The sequence below is a fragment of the Bradyrhizobium hereditatis genome (assembly GCF_020329435.1).
In the GTDB taxonomy this organism is placed as follows: domain Bacteria; phylum Pseudomonadota; class Alphaproteobacteria; order Rhizobiales; family Xanthobacteraceae; genus Bradyrhizobium; species Bradyrhizobium hereditatis.
Genome location: NZ_JAGKJK010000013.1, coordinates 1 through 18,711, shown reverse-complemented (window position 1 = coordinate 18,711; position 18,711 = coordinate 1). Strand labels below are relative to the sequence as shown.

The window sequence follows — 18,711 nt, the reverse complement described above, 5'->3', positions numbered from 1 at the left end:
TTATCTCTTCAGATCGCGGCGCGCGATCGCTCATGTGTTGCCGCCTTGAGCGCAGCAATGTCGACTGTGGAAGTCATCTCCTCGATGGGTATCGGGAGCCGTCGCCGCCAGTTCGGATGCTCGTTGACGGTGCCGGGAATATTGGGCTGATCGACCACGCCGAGCAGATCCTCCAGCGAGACCGCGAGCAGCCGTGATTTGGTCCGTGCCAGAAAATTCGCGACTGAATAGAGATCGTTGCGCTCGATGGCGTGATGACGCAGCACGGTGTCCAGCATGGCAAGCGCGCGCCAGCGCGCATCATCACTTTCCCCCGGATCGATCCCGAGCGAGCGCTTCAGCTTGAGATCGCCGAACGAACGCCAGCCGGCATAGGTCGAGAGATCGTGGGTATTGAAAGTGACGAGCGCGTTGGTCAAATAGTGATCGATGTTGCGGAACGATCCGTGGTCGTCGCGCTCGAACATCATTACGAGATAGGACCAGATGCCCCAATCGGCGATCTGATCGCGAAATCCTTCCGGTACGGTGCCGAGGTCTTCACCGATCACGACACAGCGATTCGCAAGGCTTTCCTGTGCGGTCACCGCGAGCAGCGCCTCGAACGGCATCTGCACATAGACGCCGTCGCGTGCGGTGAAGCCTTGCGGCACCAGATAGAGCCGCTTCAGCCCGAGCACATGGTCAAGCCGGATCGCGCCGGCATGCCGCATCGAGGCGCGCAGCATGTCGCGGTACGGCGCAAAGGACTCACGCTCCAGGCCCACCGCATTGAAGCCGGCGAGGCCCCAACTCTGGCCGGCGGTGTTGAGCGGATCGGGCGGCGCACCGACGCCGAGATGGCGGGATATCGCGATCTGTTCGTTCCAGGCGTCGAACCCGTCGGCCTGCACGCCGACCGCAACGTCGAGATAGAGGCCGACCTTCATGCCAAGTTTCTTTGCCAGATCGGCGGCGGCGCCGAGCTGCCGGTCCGCGGTCCATTGCACGAACTCGACGAACTCGATCTCGCCGGCGTCCTCGCCCGCGCGCAGGGCCGCGCATGTGGCGTCGTCAGGCTGCCGCCACTCGGCCGGCCATTCCCACCACGGCTTGCCGAATTTGTGCCGAAGCACCTCGAAGCAGGCAAAGTGCGACAATAGCGTGCCGCGTTCGGCGCGGAATTTGTCGAAATCCTGCTGGCGCGCCGGCTTTGGGTTGGCCTTGAAGGCGGCAAAGGCCGAGCGAAGCGCCCGCCACTTCAAACCGGCGACGCCGATGTAATCGACGAAGTCGCCAGCCCGCAACGCGGTCAGCGCCTCGCGTGTCTCCGAATCAAGCTGAAATTCGGGAAGCTGTTCGACGTCGATATAAAGCGCGTTGAGAAACAATCGGCTATTCGGGGAATAGGGGCTGCAATCGCCGGGGCGATCGTCGAACAGGGCATGCAGGGGGTTGAGGCCGACGCCGTCGGCGCCGAGTTGATCGGCGAGTTCGATCAGGCCGGCAAGGTCGGTGAAGTCGCCCATGCCCCAATTGCGCGCCGAGCGGACGCTGTAAAGCTGGACCGCGAGTAGCCAACAGCGGTCAAATTCGCCACTAAACGCCCGTTCCGGCGCCGAAATCAGCGGCACGTCCTCCGCCGTTGCGGCATCGCTCACCTGCAGCCGGTAGATGCCGAGCGGCAGATTTTTGGGCCAGTCGATGGCGTGATCCGAACTCTTGCCCTCGGCGATAACTCCTGAATCCGCAACAATTTTCCACTCGACCGGCAGTGCGGCTGTGGCCGGCAGTTCGGTTCGCGAGGGCCGTCCGGACCGGACCACGACAGGATGCCCGATCAGCGGCCCAGGTGCCTCCGGCGGCAGGGCATCCAGGATAATTTTGAGCGCAGCCGCATCCGTCACACGGCGGTGACCCTGTCCATCCAGGAATTCGGTCTGAATTCCGCGGGCTTTAGCTTGAGCAAAAAGGTCCATTCGGCACATACTTTGCACGCAAACATCAAACGGATGTCGCGAAATTGTCCAAATACCGGAAGGGGATAGAAGGTGCTTAACGCTCAGACTCACCAACGGTTCCCGGGAACCAAAGTGAGGCTGGTGGATTCTACCCTCCGTCCGGAACGTCTCCGTTTCTGCAAACGAAACGGGGACGTCATTTCCATGGCAATGGCATCACCGTGAACAAAAAAGCGCAAACCGCCGAGAGCTCCAACGCCGGCGTCTCCCTCCCTATCGATATCAGTGGTGCCTATCCGCTGGATAAAGGCAGCCCTTTGGTCGATGCAAAGGAGAAGGCAGCCGCCGAGCCCGTGCCCGACGAGCTCTGGTACAAAGACGCGATCATTTACCAGCTCCACGTCAAGGCGTTCGCCGACAGCAACAATGACGGCATCGGCGACTTTGCCGGCCTGACCGAGAAGCTCGGGTACTTGCAGGATCTCGGGGTCACCACGCTGTGGCTGTTGCCCTTCTACCCCTCCCCCGGCCGCGACGACGGCTACGACATCGCCGACTATGGCGACATCAATCCCGATTTCGGGACGATGAAGGACTTCAAGCGCTTCATTCAGGAAGCCAAGAAACGGAATCTGCGCGTCATCACCGAACTCGTCATCAACCACACGTCCGACCAGCACGACTGGTTCAAGCGCGCCCGCCGCTCGGACCGCAATTCCAGCGCGCGCAACTGGTATGTCTGGAGCGATACCGACCAAAAGTATCTGGGCACGCGGATCATCTTTACCGATACCGAGAAATCGAACTGGACCTGGGATCCGGAAGCCGGCCAGTTCTACTGGCATCGCTTCTTCTCCCACCAGCCGGACCTCAATTTCGACAACCCACGCGTGGTGAGTGCGCTGGTGCAGGTGATGAAGCGCTGGCTCGATACCGGCGTGGACGGCTTCCGGCTCGACGCCATTCCCTATCTCTGCGAGCGCGACGGCACCAACAATGAGAACCTGCCGGAGACGCATGCCGTCATCAAGCGGCTGCGCCAGGAGCTCGATGCCTACGCCAAGGGCAAGGTGCTGCTGGCCGAAGCCAACCAATGGCCGGAGGACGTGCAGGAATATTTCGGCCGCGGCGATGAATGCCACATGGCCTATCACTTCCCGTTGATGCCGCGCATCTACATGGCGATTGCCCAGGAAGACCGGTTCCCGATCACCGACATCCTGCGCCAGACGCCTGACATCCCGGCCAACTGCCAGTGGGCGCTATTCCTGCGCAATCACGACGAGCTGACGCTGGAAATGGTCACCGACGTCGAACGCGACTATCTGTGGTCGACCTACGCCAACGATCCCCGCGCGCGCATCAATGTCGGCATCCGGCGGAGGCTGGCGCCGCTGATGGACAACGATCGGCGCAAGATCGAGCTGATGAATTCGCTCCTGTTGTCGTTCCCGGGCACGCCAATCATCTATTACGGCGACGAGATCGGCATGGGCGACAACATCTATCTCGGCGACCGCAACGGTGTCCGCACTCCGATGCAGTGGACGCCGGATCGGAACGGCGGCTTTTCCCGCGCCGACCCGGCACGGCTCTATGCACCGTGCATTATGGATCCGGTCTATGGCTATGAATCGGTCAATGTCGAGGCGCAGTCGCGCAGCCTGTCGTCACTGCTCTCGGCCACCAAGAAACTGATCGCGGTCCGCAAATCCACGCTCGCTTTCGGCCGCGGCAGCATGGCCTTCATCCGCCCCGAAAATCGATCGGTGCTTTGCTACGTCCGCCAGTATCAGGGCGAAGTCATCCTCTGTGTCGCCAACCTGTCACGATCGGCGCAGGCGACCGAACTTGATCTTTCCGCCTTCAAGGGCCGCATCCCGCTCGAAATGCTCGGCCGCACGCGCTTTCCGGCGATCGGCGAGTTGCCTTATATGATCACGCTCGCACCATACGGCTTCTACTGGTTCGAACTGCAGGAGCCAGACAAGTCGGCGCCGGTGCCGCCGCGCGCGGTGCCCGAGTTCGAAACGCTGGTGGTGCCGCTGAACTCGACCTGGGTATCGCTGGCGCGCGAGCGCGGCGTGTTCGAGCGCGACGTCCTCCCCGGCCATCTGGCGCGCAGCCGCTGGTATCCGGAGCGGTCGGCCAAGGCGATCCGCCCGACGCTGACCTCGGCCATTCCGTTCTGCGACATCGGCGACAACCGGCCATGGCTCGCCTTCTTCGAAACTGCCGATCGCGGCGTGACGACACGCTATGTGCTGCCGATGCAGATCGAGTGGGTGCGCTTCGACCGCGAGCGTTACAACCCGCAGGCGCTGGCCGCCGTGCGCCAGGGCGCGCGCGAAGGCACGCTGCTCGACGTCGCCACCGACCAGATTTTCATTTCGCTGCTCCTGCGCAACCTGCAGCAATCGCTGACGGTAGACGAGAGCGAACAGGGCCTGGAGCTCAAATTCCGGCCGACCAGCCGCTTCGGCGACAAGCCGATCCGGCAGCCCGAGCACATCCGCACCGTCGAGTCCGATCAGCCCCGCAGCACCGCGCTGGTGGACAACGACTATGTCGTCAAGATCTACCGGACGCTACAGGCCGGCCCCAATCCCGAGATCGAGATGGGGCGTTTCCTCACGGACGTCGTCAATTTCGCCAACACGCCGGCGCTGCTTGGCAGCGTCGAATTGGTGGAAGGCAATGAGAAGAGTGCAGTCGGTGTGGTTCACGCCTTTGTCGCCAATCAGGGTGACCTCTGGACGGTGAGCGCGGGCCACCTCGATCGCTTCGTCGAGGAGCAGCGCTTGCTCGCGGAGAGCATCCACCCGGGTGAACGCGAGGAGGAGATCCCCTACCTGCGCTACATGTCGCAGGCGGGACGGCGCGTGGCCGAGCTGCATGCAGCGCTCGCCAGCAACAGCGAGCTTGCCGAATTTGCACCGGAGCCGGCTGGCCAGGATGACGTGCAGGGCTGGATCGATGATCTGATGCTGTGCGCGGGACGCGTTTTCGAAGCGCTCAGGCAGCGGCGCGACACGCTGAAGGAAGCCGACCGTCTCCTGGCCGACCAGGTGCTGGCATTACAGCCGGCCCTGCCCGATCTGCTGGAAACGCTGCTGTTGCGCGAGGCCGCCGTCGCCAACATTCGCTGCCATGGCGATCTCGATCTCAGCCAGTTGCTGATCGTCAAGGACGACATCTTCATTATCGACTTCGAAGGCGCGCCGCGGCGCAGCATCGCCGAGCGCCGGCGCAAGATGCCCGCTGCGCGCGACATCGCCAGCCTGATCCGCTCGATCGATTATTCGGCCACCGCTGCCCTTGAGCGCGCGCTAAAAGTGGCCCACGATGAGCACGGCAAGCTTGGCGCGGCACTTGACGAGTGGCGCGATCGGGCGACCGCCACCTTGCTCGCCGCCTACCACGAGGCGCTGACGGACCAGCGGCTGTGGCCGGCCGATTCGAAGGCGGCAGATGGCCTGCTGACCTTCTTCCTGCTGGAGAAGGCGTTGAACGAAATTGAACACGAGCTGTTATTCCGGCCGGAATGGCTGCGCATGCCCCTGAGCGGAATCATCAGAATGTTCTCACAACCATCCCTCGAGGCCTCATGACCAAGCTACCTGCCGAGGCCTACGCGATCATCGAAGGCAAGCATTCCGATCCTTTCCGTTACCTTGGCTTGCACAGCGAGGGCGGCCGCAGCGTGGTGCGCGCGTTCCTGCCCGAAGCTTCCAATGTGGAGGCGATCGGCGAGCAGGGCGAGACGGCGCCGCTGCAGCGAATTCACGACGCCGGGCTGTTCGCGGGAGCGCTGCCGAACGGCTCCAAACGCTACCAGCTTCGCGCCCGGTTCGGCGAAAACGTCGTCGAACTCGACGACCCCTATCGCTTCCCGCCCGTTCTCAGCGACTTCGATCTCTATCTGCTGGGCGAAGGCACCCATCGGCGGATCTACGACAAGCTCGGCGCACACCCGATGACGCTCGACGGCGTCGAGGGCGTGGCGTTCGTGGTGCTGGCCCCGAACGCCAAGGGCGTCAACCTTGTCGGGGATTTCAATTTCTGGAATGCGCGGCGGCATCCGATGCGCGTGCGCGGCGTCGGCTATTGGGAATTGTTCGTGCCGCATGCCCGCGCCGGCGACCGCTACAAGTTCGACATCACCGGCCCGGACGGGCGGCATCTGCCGCTGAAATCCGATCCGGTGGCCTTCGCCGCGGAGATCCGGCCCTCTACCGCTTCGATCGTCGTCGATGAAACCAGAATTCCGAAGCCGCGGCCGGCGCCGTCAGGCATCAATGCGTTGGAAGCGCCAATCTCGATCTACGAGGTTCATCTCGGCTCCTGGCGGCGCAAGAACGGCAACGAGTGGCTGAGCTATCGCGACCTCGCCGAACAGCTCCCGGCCTATGCGAAGGACATGGGCTTTACCCATCTCGAGTTTCTGCCGGTCAGCGAACACCCGTTCGACGGCTCGTGGGGCTATCAGCCGACCGGCCTCTACGCACCGACCAGCCGGTTCGGCACACCGGAAGATTTCTCCGCGCTGGTCGATGCCTGCCACCGCGAAGGGCTCGGCGTCTGGCTCGACTGGGTGCCCGGACACTTCCCCGACGATCCGCATGGGCTCGGCTATTTCGACGGCACCGCGCTTTATGAGCATGCCCATCCGATGCAGGGCCGCCACCTCGACTGGGGTACGCTGATCTACAATTACGGCCGCACCGAAGTGGTCAACTTCCTGGTCTCCAACGCGCTGTTCTGGCTCGATCGCTATGGCGTCGATGGCCTGCGTGTCGATGCGGTCGCCTCGATGCTCTACCTCGACTACAGCCGACCCGCCGGCGAGTGGATTCCCAACCGGCACGGTGGAAGGGAAAACCTCGAGGCGATCGAATTCCTGCGCCGCTTCAACATCGAAGTGTTCGGGCATTTTCCTGATGCGACCACGGCGGCGGAAGAATCCACCGCATGGCCGCAGGTATCGCAGCCGGTCGAATACGGCGGACTCGGCTTCGGCTTCAAATGGAACATGGGCTGGATGCACGACACGCTGAAATATGTCGGCAAGGACCCGATATACCGGAAGCACCATCACGGCGACGTGCTGTTCGGCCTGCACTACGCGTTCTCCGAGAACTTCATTCTGCCGCTGTCCCATGACGAGGTCGTGCACGGCAAGCGCTCGATCCTCGGACGTATGCCGGGTGACGAGTGGCAGCGCTTTGCCAATCTGCGCGCCTACTACAGTTTCATGTTCGGCCATCCCGGCAAAAAGCTCCTGTTCATGGGCTGCGAGTTTGGCCAGGAGCGCGAATGGAATCACGATCAGTCGCTGGACTGGCACCTGCTGGCGCAGCACCGCCATAGCGGCATCCAGAACCTGATCCGCGACCTCAACCGACTCTATCGCAGCGTGCCGGCGTTGCATGAGATGGACTGCAATCAGGCGGGATTTGAATGGGTCATCACCCACGATTCCGGCGGCAACGTCTTTGCCTGGCTGCGCAAGGGATTCGACCCGCACGCGCGCTGCCTCGTGGTCGTGAACTTCTCGCCGAACGTCTATCACAATTATCGCGTCCGGGTGCCTTTCGCCGGCAACTGGAAGGAAGTGCTCAATTCCGACTCCGGCCACTATGGCGGCAGCAATGTCGGCAATGTCGGCGCAGTCCATACGCTGGACGGCAGCATCCCCGAGCTCAGCCTGACCATTCCGCCGCTGGCTGCGATCTTTCTCGTACCGGAAAGCTGACGCATGCGATTGTCCGCGGGAAGCCCCGCCCGCCTCGGAGCAAGCTGGGACGGAAGGGGCACCAACTTTGCGTTGTTCTCAGCCAATGCAGAGAAGGTCGAGCTTTGCCTGTTCGACGGTCAGGGCCGCCGCGAAATCGAGCGAATCGAATTGCCCGAGCGCAACGAGGATGTCTGGCACGGCTATCTCAACGATGTCTCGCCCGGGCAGCTCTATGGTTATCGCGTCCATGGCCCCTATGCGCCCGAACGCGGGCACCGCTTCAACGCCAACAAGCTGCTGCTCGATCCCTATGCCAAGCGGCTCGCCGGCCGCCTGGTGTGGAGCGATGCGCATTTCGGCTACCGGACCGGCAGCGCGCGTGAGGACCTTTCCTTCGACCGCCGCGACAACGCCCGCGGCATGCCGAAGGCGGTCGTGATCGACGAGACCTTCAACTGGGGCCGCCGCGAGATCCGGCCGAACATTCCCTGGGAAGACACCATCATCTACGAGGCCCACGTCAAGGGGCTGACGCAAAAGCGCGGCGACGTAGGACCCGCTTGGCGCGGCACCTATGGCGGGCTGTGCTCGCCAGCGATGATCGACCACCTCAAGCGGCTCGGCGTCACCACCATCGAACTGTTGCCGATCCACGGGCTGATCGACGATCGCGCGCTGGTAGAACGGAAGCTTGCAAACTACTGGGGTTACAACACGCTGGCGTTCTTCGCGCCGGAGCCGCGCTATGCGCAGGACAACGCGCTGGACGCGTTCCGCACCACGGTGGCGCGGTTGCACGACGCCGGCATCGAGGTGATGCTCGATGTGGTCTATAACCACACCGCCGAAGGCAATCATCTCGGCCCGACGCTGTGCTTCCGCGGCATCGATAACGCGTCCTATTACTGGCTCAGCAGGGACAATCCGCGCTACTACGACGACTTCACCGGCTGCGGCAGCTCCGTCAACCTGAGCCATCCGCGCGTGCTGCAGATGGTGATGGATTCGCTTCGCTACTGGGTCGAGGTCTGTCACGTCGACGGCTTCCGCTTCGATCTCGCCACCACGCTGGCGCGGGGACCGAACGGTTTTGATCGCAACTCCTCGTTTCTCACCGCCGTGCGACAGGACCCGGTGCTGGCCAACGTCAAGCTCGTCGCCGAGCCCTGGGACCTCGGCCTCGGCGGCTATCAGGTCGGCGCGTTTCCCTCGCAATGGTCGGAATGGAACGACCGCTATCGCAGCGCGATGCGCCGCTACTGGAGCGGCGAAGGCAGCCTGATCGGCGAAGTATCGCGCCGCATGACCGCCTCGTCCGATCTATTCCACCACGACAACCGTGCGACGCGGGCCAGCATCAATCATATCACCGTGCATGACGGTTTCACGCTGGCCGATCTGTTCAGCTACAACGAGAAGCACAACGAAGCCAACGGCGAGGACAATCGCGACGGCTCTAACGACAACCACAGCAATAATTGCGGCCATGAGGGACCGACCACGGACGCTGCGATCGTCGCGCTGCGCCGGCAGCTCCGCAAGAACCAGCTCGCCTGCCTGTTCCTCGCGCAAGGCACGCCCCTGCTGCTGGCCGGCGACGAGGTCGGCAATTCGCAGAACGGCAACAACAACGCCTATTGCCAGGACAACGAGATCGGCTGGGTCAACTGGGACAATCTCGGCAAGCCCGGCGACGACCTCACCGACTTCGTCGGCCACATGACCGCGCTGCGCCGGCGCTTTCCTCAACTGCGCTCTCAGCGCTGGCTCTCCGGACGACGCAAGGACGGCTCCTTCGGCGTGCTGTGGCTGACGCCCGCGGCCGAGGAGATGCAGGAATCCGACTGGAATTTCCCGGAGGGACGATTTCTCGCCTACGTGCTGGGCCCATTGGAACAAGGCCAGCTGCCGATCTTTATCGTGCTGAACGCCGCACCCGAAGAGATCGCTTTCACCTTGCCCAAAATACCCGAGTACAAGAATTGGCAGCCGGTGCTGAACACGACCGAGGCCGTGCAGACCTCCGCCGCGTTCGCGTCGGGCGCCGAAACCAGCGCGCCGCCGCGGTCGGTGCTTGCCTTTGCAGGCACAGCATGAATGACCGTCAATTCGGCCCATCGCTCGCAGACTATGGCACGCGGTTTCGGCTGTGGGCGCCGGCAGCAAAGCGCGTCGAGGTGATGCTGGAACAGCCTCACCCGATGAGGCGCGGCGAGGATGGCTGGTTCACGGCTGACATCGCCGGCGTGAAGGCGGGCGCGCGCTACAGATTCCGCATCGACGACGACATCGATGTGCCGGACCCGGCGTCGGCGTTCCAGCCCGATGACGTGTTCGGCCCGAGCGAAGTGATCGACCACGACGCCTATTCGTGGCGCGCCACGAACTGGCGCGGGCGACCGTGGCATGAGGCGGTCATCGTCGAGGCGCATGTCGGCACCTTCACCAAGGAAGGCACGTATCGCGCGATGATCGAGAGACTAGATCATCTTGTCGAGACCGGCATCACCGCGCTGGAATTGATGCCGCTGGCGGATTTCGCGGGCTCGCGAAACTGGGGCTATGACGGCGTGCTATGGTATGCGCCGGACAGCGCCTATGGGCGGCCCGACGATCTCAGGACGTTGATCGACGAAGCGCACCTGCGCGGACTGATGGTGCTGCTCGACGTCGTCTACAACCATTTCGGCCCCGAGGGAAATTATCTCGGCCGCTATGCGCCGTCCTTCTTCACCGATGCCCATACGCCCTGGGGCAAAGCTATCGACTATCGCGTGAGGGAAGTCCGCGCCTTTGCGATCGAGAATGCCGTACACTGGCTGCGCCACTACCGCTTCGACGGTCTGCGGCTCGATGCCGTCAACTCGATCGTCGAGCCGGGCGGGCTGTCGCTGCTGCACGACATCAGCGCTGCCGCCGGACGGCTCGCCGCGGAAACTGGCCGGCAGATTCACCTCGTGCTGGAGAACGGCGACAATCGCGCTAGCCTCCTCGACCCCGTCCAGGATCCACCGCAAGGCAAATACCGCGCGCAGTGGAACGACGATTATCACCACGCGTGGCGGGTGCTGATGACCGGCGAGAAGCAGGGCTATTACGGCGACTATCAGCGCTCGCCGAGATCGGACATCGCCCGCTCGCTGTCATCCGGATTCGTCTATCAGGGCGAGCCATCGGCGTTTCGCGGCGTCAAGCGCGGCGAGCCGAGCGGACATCTGGCGCCGACCGCCTTCATCAACTTCCTGCAGAACCACGACCAGATCGGCAATCGCGCGCTGGGCGACCGGCTCGAAGGCAACGCCGACGCACGGATGGTCGAGGCGGCGCTTCAGGTGCTGCTGATCGCGCCTCACATTCCCATGCTGTTCATGGGCGAGGAATGGGGTTCGACCGTCCCCTTCCCGTTCTTCTGCGATTTCGGCGGCGATCTTGCCGACGCGGTCCGCAAGGGCCGCCGCGTCGAACTGGCCTGGGCCTATGCCGAATACGGCGATGAGGTCCCCGACGCGCTTGCCGCTTCGACCCGCGATTCAGCCGTTCTCGATTGGGACGGCCGCGACGCGCCGGCGGGAAGCAAACGCCTGACGATGGTGCGAGAACTGTTGCAGATCAGGCGGCGGGAAATTGTGCCACGGCTGGCGGGCGTAGCTTTTGGCAGGGCGGAGGCATCTAGCACTGGATTGCTTACTGCCAACTGGCGCATGGGCGACGGCACGGCGCTTCGCCTCGCCGCCAACCTGTCGGAAGAGGCCATTAGCCATGGCGAACGTGCGGGAACCCTGATCTGGGGTAGCGAGTTGGTCGCTAGCGTCCCGCCATGGTCGGTGCACTGGCGCCTCGGATAGGAAAATGCCCCCGGCGATCCCGATCGCGACCTACCGCCTGCAACTATCGGCTGATTTCGATTTCGACGCCGCCGCTTCCGTGGTGCCCTATCTGAAGGCGCTCGGTATCACGCACCTCTATACCTCCCCTTTCATGCGCGCCCGCAAGGGCAGCACGCATGGCTATGACGTCACTGACCATGCCGAGTTCAATCCGGAGCTCGGCGGCGAAGCCGGCTTCGAGCGGCTCAGCGCCGTGCTGCGGCAGCACGATCTCGGGCTGATCCTGGATTTCGTGCCCAACCATGTCGGCGTGCACTGTGCCGATAATCCATGGTGGCTCGACATGCTGGAATGGGGCCCCGCCTCGCCGCATGCCGCCTCCTTCGACATCGACTGGGAGCAATTGCCCTATCGGGCCCGCGGCGGTGTATTGCTGCCGATCATCGGCTCGTCCTATGGGCAAGCGCTGGAGAGCGGCGAGATCGAGCTGCGCTATGACGCGGGCGAAGGCAGTTTTTCGGCCTGGTATTACGAGCACCGGCTACCGATCGCGCCGGAACGTTACGGCGAAATCTTGCGCATGGTCGTCAAGGAAGCAGGCGCGGAGGAAAGCGCGCCCGGCAAGGCTATGCTTGCGCTGGCGCTTCGCTATCAGGGACCGCGACGCCCTAACCGCAAGGAAGCGCCCGGCTTCAAGGCCGAACTGAAGGGCATCTTCGGAGCGGCAGATATCATTGCGCAAGGACTCGATGCCTACCGTGCCGGCATGGACCGCCCCACGGCAACACTGGCACTTCACCATCTGCTCGAACGCCAGCACTACAAACTCGGCCATTGGCGGCTCGCCTCCAGCGACGTCAACTACCGGCGGTTCTTCGACATCAACTCCCTGGCGGGCTTGCGCGTCGAGGACGCCGGCACGTTCGGGGCGATCCACCGTCTGGTCAAGCGGCTGATAGCCGAGGGCAAGCTACAGGGACTGCGGCTCGATCACATTGATGGCCTGCGCGATCCCGTTCAGTATTTCCAGCGCCTGCGCCGGCTGGTCCGAGATGCGCATGGCGGCCACGACCGACTCTTCTATGTGGTAATCGAAAAAATTCTCGGCGAAGGGGAGAAGCTTCCCTCGTTCGCCGGCGTTCACGGCACCACCGGCTATGAATGGATGAACACGATCACCCATGTGCTGATCGATGGCCGTGGCCTGGAGCCGCTCGACGAGATCTGGCGGCAAATCAGCAATCGCTCGCCGCAGCTCGAACCGATTCTCCTGGAGGCCAAGCGCCGTGTATTGGAAACGCTCTTGACCAGCGAGTTCACGGTACTGACGCGCCTTCTGGCGCGGATCGCCAACGGGCATTACTCCACCCGCGACTACTCCGCCGACAGCCTGCGGCAAGCGCTCGAACTCTATGTGCTGCATTTCCCGGTCTACCGCACCTATCTGACATCGTCAGGCCCATCTCAGCATGATCGCCAACTGATCTCGGAGACGATAGAGCGGGCGCGCGCCGACTGGTTCGCCGCTGATGACGGCATCTTCGATTTCCTCCGCGACACGCTGACCATGGACCTGATCAAGCCCGGCCGCGCGCACCACAGCGCGCCGCGGGTGCGCCGGTTTGCATTGAAGGTGCAGCAGTTCACCGGGCCGATGATGGCAAAGTCGCTGGAGGATACGACATTCTACCGCTATCACCGCCTGCTCGCCGTCAATGAGGTCGGTGGCGATCCCGCGGCAAAGGCGCTATCGGTCGACGATTTCCATGAAAGGATGCGGACCCGTTCCAGGGAATGGCCGCATGGCATGACCGCCACCGCGACACATGACACCAAGCGGGGAGAGGATGCGCGTGCGCGCATCATGGCGCTTTCGGAGATCCCTGGCGAATGGACCAGCGCCGTGGCGCGGTGGAAGCTGCTCAACGCATCGCATCTATTGGTCGACGGCGGTCTACGCGCACCGTCAGCGACATTCGAATACATGCTGTATCAGGCGCTGCTCGGCGCATGGCAGTCCGACGATGCGTCGTTCGTGGAAAGGATGCAGGAATATGCGCTAAAGGCCGCGCGCGAGGGCAAGGAGGAAACGAGCTGGCTCAACCCGCACGCAGCCTATGAGGCCGGCGTCAAGAATTTCATCGCGAAAATACTTGATCCTTCGCTCTCGGGCGAATTCCTAGCTTCCCTGCAAACGCTGGCGCTGCGGCTGTCGCTCTTGGGCGCCTTGAATTCGCTAAGCCAAATCACGCTGAAGACGACCATGCCGGGCGTGCCGGACTTTTATCAGGGCACCGAGCTCTGGGACTTTTCACTGGTTGATCCCGACAACCGACGGCCGGTCGATTTTGCCGAGCGTGCCGGCCGCCTCGATGCCCTCAAGCATCCAGACTGGGATCGCCTTGTTGAGAAATGGCAGAGCGGTCATCTGAAGCTCGCCTGGACGCGGTATCTGCTCAGGCTTCGGACCGAGATCGCCGATGTCTTCGCGAACGGCGACTATGAGCCCTTGCAAGTGAGCGGGCCGCAGGCCGATCATTTCATCGCGTTCGCGCGGCGGCGCGGCCGTGACGCGGCGATTGTCGTCGTCACGCGCTGGTTTGTGCCGTTTACCGATGGCGGCAGGCATTGGCCTCACCCGGAGACTTATGACGCCACGCTGAACGTCGGCGGCTATGCGGTCGAAGGCTTTGCCGACGCCGATGCCACGCAATTGCGCCTCTCCGACCTGCTGTCGCATCTGCCGGTCGGCGCGCTGAAGGCCAGGTTCAATGGCGCGGTGAGGCCGGCGCGGAAACGCGAGCGTCTGGCGCCTATTTCTTCGTGAGTAGCAGCTTGCCGCGGCTCTGGATCGCGGCCTGGGCTGCTTCGGCAAAGCGCTGCAACAGCCATGGCAGCACCACTTCCACCTGCACATGATCCTCGGCGACGTCAACATGGCCCGCGGCCGCCTGTCCGAGAGCGCGCACGCGGAAGATCATGCGATTGTCTTCCCAGCGTTCCTCATCGACGCTCAACACCGGCACGCTGGAAGCGGCGCGCGATAATCCCGTCTTCAGCCGACGCATCGCCTCTTCGCGTCCAAGGCTATGCGGGATGGAAACCACCAGCGGCTTGGTCATCGCAGGAATCCTCTCCTCATCTTAAGCGCATGTAATTGCTGGCGGTTCGAAAGGAAGAGGCGCGGTGATTATGGCAGCGCAAAACGGAACTTAGCTGAATCACGGTTGTTGGTCCCGGTGAAGGGCAGAGCATACAAAATGCCCCGTTCGGGCTGAGGAGAGCTTAATGTCTATCGGCACCATCATCCTGATCATTCTCATCATCGCCCTGCTCGGCGGCTTCAGCGGTATCGGTGGCGGTCCATTCTACGGCACCGGCTATTATGGCGGTGGCGGATTGGGCCTTGTGATCGTCATCCTGCTGATCCTGCTGCTGCTTGGGAAGATATAATCGGAAGCATTCTATGCCGCACGAAGACTGTCATCACCCGCGAAAGCGGGTGATCCAGTATTCCAGAGCCGTTCGTAATCAATCGAGAAGCCGCGGCGTACTGGATACCGCCTTCGCGGGGTATGACAAAGGAGAAAGACGAGCGCTCCGTGCTCACCTTCGGCCCATGGTAGGCACGCTTCGCTTTGCCCACCCTCTACATTGAAGCCAGCTTCTTCATCGCCGCCTTGATCGACGCCGCCGCATCCTCGTAACCATCCCACGCTTTCGTCTTGCTTAGCAGCGCCGGCACGGTGCGGACCGTGTACTTCTTCGGGTCGAGATCGCCGCGCACCTGCGTCCAGGTCAGCGGCATCGAGACGGTGGCGCCCTCGCGCGTACGCGGTGACAGCGCGGCGACCGCCGTCGACATCCGGTCGTTGCGGAGATAGTCGAGGAAGATCTTTCCCTTGCGCAGCTTCTTCGACATGTTGAGCAGGTAGCGCTCGGGATCATCATTCGCCATCCACTGGCAAATTCCTTGCGCGAATGCCTTGGCCTCCTTCCAGGAGACCTTGTCCCGGGCGCCGTGGAGTAGCGGGGTGACGACGTGCAGGCCCTTTCCGCCGGTGGTCTTGCAGAAGCTTTCGAGGCCAACGGCGGTCAGCCGTTGGCGCATATCCTTGGCCGCCTCGATGACGTCGGAGAAGTCTACGTTCGGCGCGGGGTCGAGATCGAATACCAGCCGGCCCGGCGTATCATAGGCGTCGGGCGCGCAATTCCAGGGATGCAACTCAAGGCCTCCGATCTGCGCCACCGCTGCCAATCCTTCGATCCGGTCGATCTGCAGATAGGGTTTGCGGTCGCCTGAAACTTTGGCCAATTCGAACAGATTGGACGCGCCCGGCATGGCGTGGCGCTGGAAAAATCTTTCGCCATGAATGCCGTCAGGCGCGCGAACGATCGAGCATGGACGACCCTTGATGTGCTCGATCATCCATTCGCCGACCGCTTCATAATATTGCGCGAGGTCGAGCTTGGTAACGCCCTCGCCATCCCCGGCATCGGGCCACAGCGCCTTGTCGGGCTTGGAGATCACGACGCCCATGACCTCGACGGTCTTGTTGGTGGCCGGCTTCGCGCGCGCCGTGACTGCCTTGCCCTTGCCAGGCTTCGGCTGTGCGATGCCTCTCGTCGAAGGCGTTTCCGCTTCCACTTCCTCGGCCGGTTTGTCCTGCCGCAGGCCCTTGAACGCGGCCTGGCGGATGTTTCCATCCGCCGTGAAGCCTGCAAATTCGATCTCGGCGACCAGTTCGGGCTTCAGCCAATGCACGTCACGGGTTTTCTTCGGGGCGTTCTTGCCGCCGAACGGGTTCTTGTCGGAGGCCGCCGCTTTCAGCGCCGGCATGATGCGGCGGACCTTGTCCTGTCCAAACCCGGTCCCGACCATACCAACGAACGCGAGATGGTCGCCGCGATAGACACCTGCCATCAACGAGCGGAATTTTCCGTTGGTGGTCTTCCAACCACCCAGCACCACCTCGTGGCCGGCCCGGCATTTCGCCTTGGTCCAACTCTCCGATCGACCGGAGCGATAGGGCGCGTCGAGCTTCTTGGAGACGACGCCTTCCAGCTCGAGCTTACAGGCCGATTGCAGAACGGCATCGCCGCCGCTTTCGAAATGCTCGACATAGCGGATCTGCTTTTCCTTGCCCTTCGCTTCCAGGAGTTTCTTCAGCCGCGCCTTGCGCTCGCCAAGCGGCAGGTTGCGGAGATCTTCGCCATCGGCGAATAACAGGTCGAACGCATAGAAGATCAGGCTTTCGCTGTCGCCATCCGACAGCGCCGCCTGCAGGGTGGAGAAACTGGGCGCGCCATTGTGATCGAGTGCGACGATCTCGCCATCGATCAGCACATCGGGAAGCGATGTCGCTTCCTCGGCGATCGACTTGAACTTGTCGGTCCAGTCCAGACCTTTGCGTGTATTGAGAACGGCGTTGCCATCCTCGACGCGCAATTGCACGCGGTAACCGTCGAACTTGATCTCATGGCACCAGCCCTCTCCACCCGGCGGACGCTCCACCACGATGCACAGTTGCGGCGCGACAAAATCCGGCATCGCGGCGACTTTCTTTGGCTTTGCCGCCGGCGCCGGTGTGCGGGTCCTGGTCTCCGGCGTGGCGCGCAGCGCTGCCGTCTTCCGGGTGGCGCGCGCCTCGGCGGCATCGCCCCGGTTCGAGTGCCAGACCGCGTTGGCCTTCGCCTTCGTGGCCAGCATGAACGGCTTTGGCGCTCTGCCCTTGCCTTGCGCGATCTGGTCCATCGTTCGGCCCGATGCGACGGAGCGGTCTTCTTCCAGAATGTCGTTGGCCTCGCCTTCCCTGGCGAATTCGTCGCGGTGCTTGATCAGGAGCCAGTTGGTGCGCTTGCCGCCGTAGCGGTCGCCGCGCATGCGCACGAGTACCCAGCTTCCATGGAGCTTGCTGCCATGTAGGGTGAACTTCAGGTCGCCCTTCTTGAAGCCGCGCTCGGGATCATCGGATTCCCAGTATCCGCGATCCCACAGCATCACCGTGCCGCCGCCATACTGATCTTCGGGAATGGTGCCTTCGAAATCGCCGTAATCGAGCGGGTGGTCCTCGACCTCGACCGCGAGTCGTTTGTCATCCGGATCGAGCGAGGGTCCCTTGGTGACAGCCCAGGACTTGAAAACACCGTCGAATTCCAGCCGCAGGTCATAGTGCAGGCGCGTTGCGTCATGCTTCTGGATCACGAAACGCCGACGCGCGGCCGGCGCGACCTTGACGTCGCCGGAGGGCTCGGCCGTCTTGGCGAAATCGCGCTTCTTGCGATACGTGCTGAGTTTCTTCAACGCCACGGCAAACCTCGACCATTACGCCCGCTCGCCGGGCGGTATCAGGAACGAAAACCCATACTAACCGTTGAAGTTCCCAAACCCAACCTTTGCCGGAGATCATCAATGGCCCCCCGCGCCTATTGGAAAGGCTCGCTGAAACTCTCCTTGGTGTCATGTCCGGTGGTGCTGTATCCGGCCTCGACATCAGTCGAGAAAACCCGCTTTCACATGATCAACAAGGAAACCGGCAACCGGCTGAAGCAGCAGATGATCGATGCCGAAACCGGCGAGGTCGTCGAGAGCGACCAGAAAGGCCGCGGCTATGAGTTGAAGAAGGGGCAGTATGTCGAGATCGAAAAGGAGGAACTCGAGGCGGTCCAGATCGAGAGCAATCATACCATCGAGATCGACAGTTTTGTGCCGCGGGATGAGATCGACAAGCGCTATTACAATCACCCCTATTACATCGCGCCCGACGGCAAGGCCGCGGTGGACGCCTTCGCCGTGATCCGCGACGCCATGAAGGATGAGGACCGGGTTGCGCTGGCGCGCATCGTTCTGACCAATCGCGAGCACGTTATGGCGATCGAGCCGCTGGGCAAGGGGCTGCTCGGCACCACGCTGCGCTACCCCTACGAGCTGCGCGACGAGGAGGACTATTTCGAGGGCATCAAGACGCCGAAGATCACCAAGGACATGGTCGAGCTCGCAGGACATATCCTGCATAAGATGGCGGCGCATTTCGATCCCTCGAAGTTCAAGGACGAATATGAGGACGCGCTGAAGGCGCTGGTGCGGCGCAAGGCCTCCGGTAAGCCGCTCAAGGTGCCTGAGCCTGAAGAAAGGCCCGACAACGTCATCAACCTGATGGACGCGCTGAAGGCGAGCCTGAAGGGCAAGGGAACGACGAAGCGGCGG

The 18,711-nt window shown here is 62.7% G+C and carries 10 protein-coding genes; 7 read left to right on the top strand and 3 right to left on the bottom strand.

Features of this window, described 5'->3' with window-relative positions; genetic code table 11:
• Positions 1-8 precede the first annotated feature (8 nt).
• On the bottom strand, positions 9-1,958 hold the full coding sequence (gene malQ / locus J6524_RS26980; RefSeq protein WP_225676233.1) for a 4-alpha-glucanotransferase: 1,950 nt from the start codon (positions 1,956-1,958) through the stop codon (positions 9-11).
• 299 nt (positions 1,959-2,257) lie between these two features.
• On the opposite strand from malQ, the gene treS reads away from it, so the two are divergent.
• The 5 genes from treS to treY are packed head-to-tail and all read left to right on the top strand — an operon-like array spanning position 2,258 to position 14,331.
• Positions 2,258-5,551, top strand: a complete 3,294-nt coding sequence (treS, locus tag J6524_RS26975; protein WP_225676611.1) for a maltose alpha-D-glucosyltransferase — start codon at positions 2,258-2,260, stop codon at positions 5,549-5,551.
• A complete protein-coding gene (glgB, locus tag J6524_RS26970; RefSeq protein WP_225676231.1) occupies positions 5,548-7,695 on the top strand; it encodes a 1,4-alpha-glucan branching protein GlgB in 2,148 nt (715 codons plus the stop codon). The genes treS and glgB overlap by 4 nt, the downstream gene beginning before the upstream one ends.
• A 3-nt stretch (positions 7,696-7,698) precedes the next feature.
• Entirely contained in the window at positions 7,699-9,774 is a 2,076-nt protein-coding gene (glgX, locus tag J6524_RS26965; RefSeq protein WP_225676229.1) for a glycogen debranching protein GlgX, read from the top strand.
• Entirely contained in the window at positions 9,771-11,522 is a 1,752-nt protein-coding gene (treZ, locus tag J6524_RS26960; RefSeq protein ID WP_225676227.1) for a malto-oligosyltrehalose trehalohydrolase, read from the top strand. Before glgX ends, treZ begins: the two co-directional genes overlap by 4 nt.
• A gap of 4 nt (positions 11,523-11,526) precedes the next feature.
• The gene (treY, locus tag J6524_RS26955) at positions 11,527-14,331 is read left to right on the top strand and encodes a malto-oligosyltrehalose synthase (RefSeq protein ID WP_225676225.1); all 2,805 of its coding nucleotides are present in this window, start codon (positions 11,527-11,529) and stop codon (positions 14,329-14,331) included.
• On the opposite strand, the gene J6524_RS26950 is transcribed toward treY, so the two are convergent.
• Entirely contained in the window at positions 14,318-14,626 is a 309-nt protein-coding gene (locus tag J6524_RS26950; RefSeq protein ID WP_225676223.1) for a polyhydroxyalkanoic acid system family protein, read from the bottom strand. The two genes, treY and J6524_RS26950, sit on opposite strands and share 14 nt — an antisense overlap.
• A gap of 166 nt (positions 14,627-14,792) precedes the next feature.
• On the opposite strand from J6524_RS26950, the gene J6524_RS26945 reads away from it, so the two are divergent.
• Entirely contained in the window at positions 14,793-14,957 is a 165-nt protein-coding gene (locus tag J6524_RS26945) for a DUF3309 family protein (RefSeq protein ID WP_065727178.1), read from the top strand.
• Between the two features lie 196 nt (positions 14,958-15,153).
• Here the strand turns inward: J6524_RS26945 and ligD are convergent, their stop codons facing one another.
• Positions 15,154-17,814: a DNA ligase D gene (gene ligD, locus J6524_RS26940; RefSeq protein ID WP_225676221.1), complete on the bottom strand. Its 2,661-nt coding sequence runs from the start codon at positions 17,812-17,814 to the stop codon at positions 15,154-15,156.
• Positions 17,815-17,916: 102 nt separating this feature from the next.
• Between ligD and ku the strand changes: the two genes are divergently transcribed.
• A partial coding sequence (ku, locus tag J6524_RS26935) for a non-homologous end joining protein Ku (RefSeq protein WP_225676219.1) occupies positions 17,917-18,711 on the top strand: 795 nt, incomplete at its 3' end.

Coding starts and splice junctions, on each gene's coding strand:
- malQ (WP_225676233.1), bottom strand. CDS start 1,958: ATGGACCTTTTTGCTCAAGCTAAAGCCCGCGGAATTCAGACCGAATTC.
- glgB (WP_225676231.1), top strand. CDS start 5,548: ATGACCAAGCTACCTGCCGAGGCCTACGCGATCATCGAAGGCAAGCAT.
- glgX (WP_225676229.1), top strand. CDS start 7,699: ATGCGATTGTCCGCGGGAAGCCCCGCCCGCCTCGGAGCAAGCTGGGAC.
- treZ (WP_225676227.1), top strand. CDS start 9,771: ATGAATGACCGTCAATTCGGCCCATCGCTCGCAGACTATGGCACGCGG.
- treY (WP_225676225.1), top strand. CDS start 11,527: ATGCCCCCGGCGATCCCGATCGCGACCTACCGCCTGCAACTATCGGCT.
- J6524_RS26950 (WP_225676223.1), bottom strand. CDS start 14,626: ATGACCAAGCCGCTGGTGGTTTCCATCCCGCATAGCCTTGGACGCGAA.
- J6524_RS26945 (WP_065727178.1), top strand. CDS start 14,793: ATGTCTATCGGCACCATCATCCTGATCATTCTCATCATCGCCCTGCTC.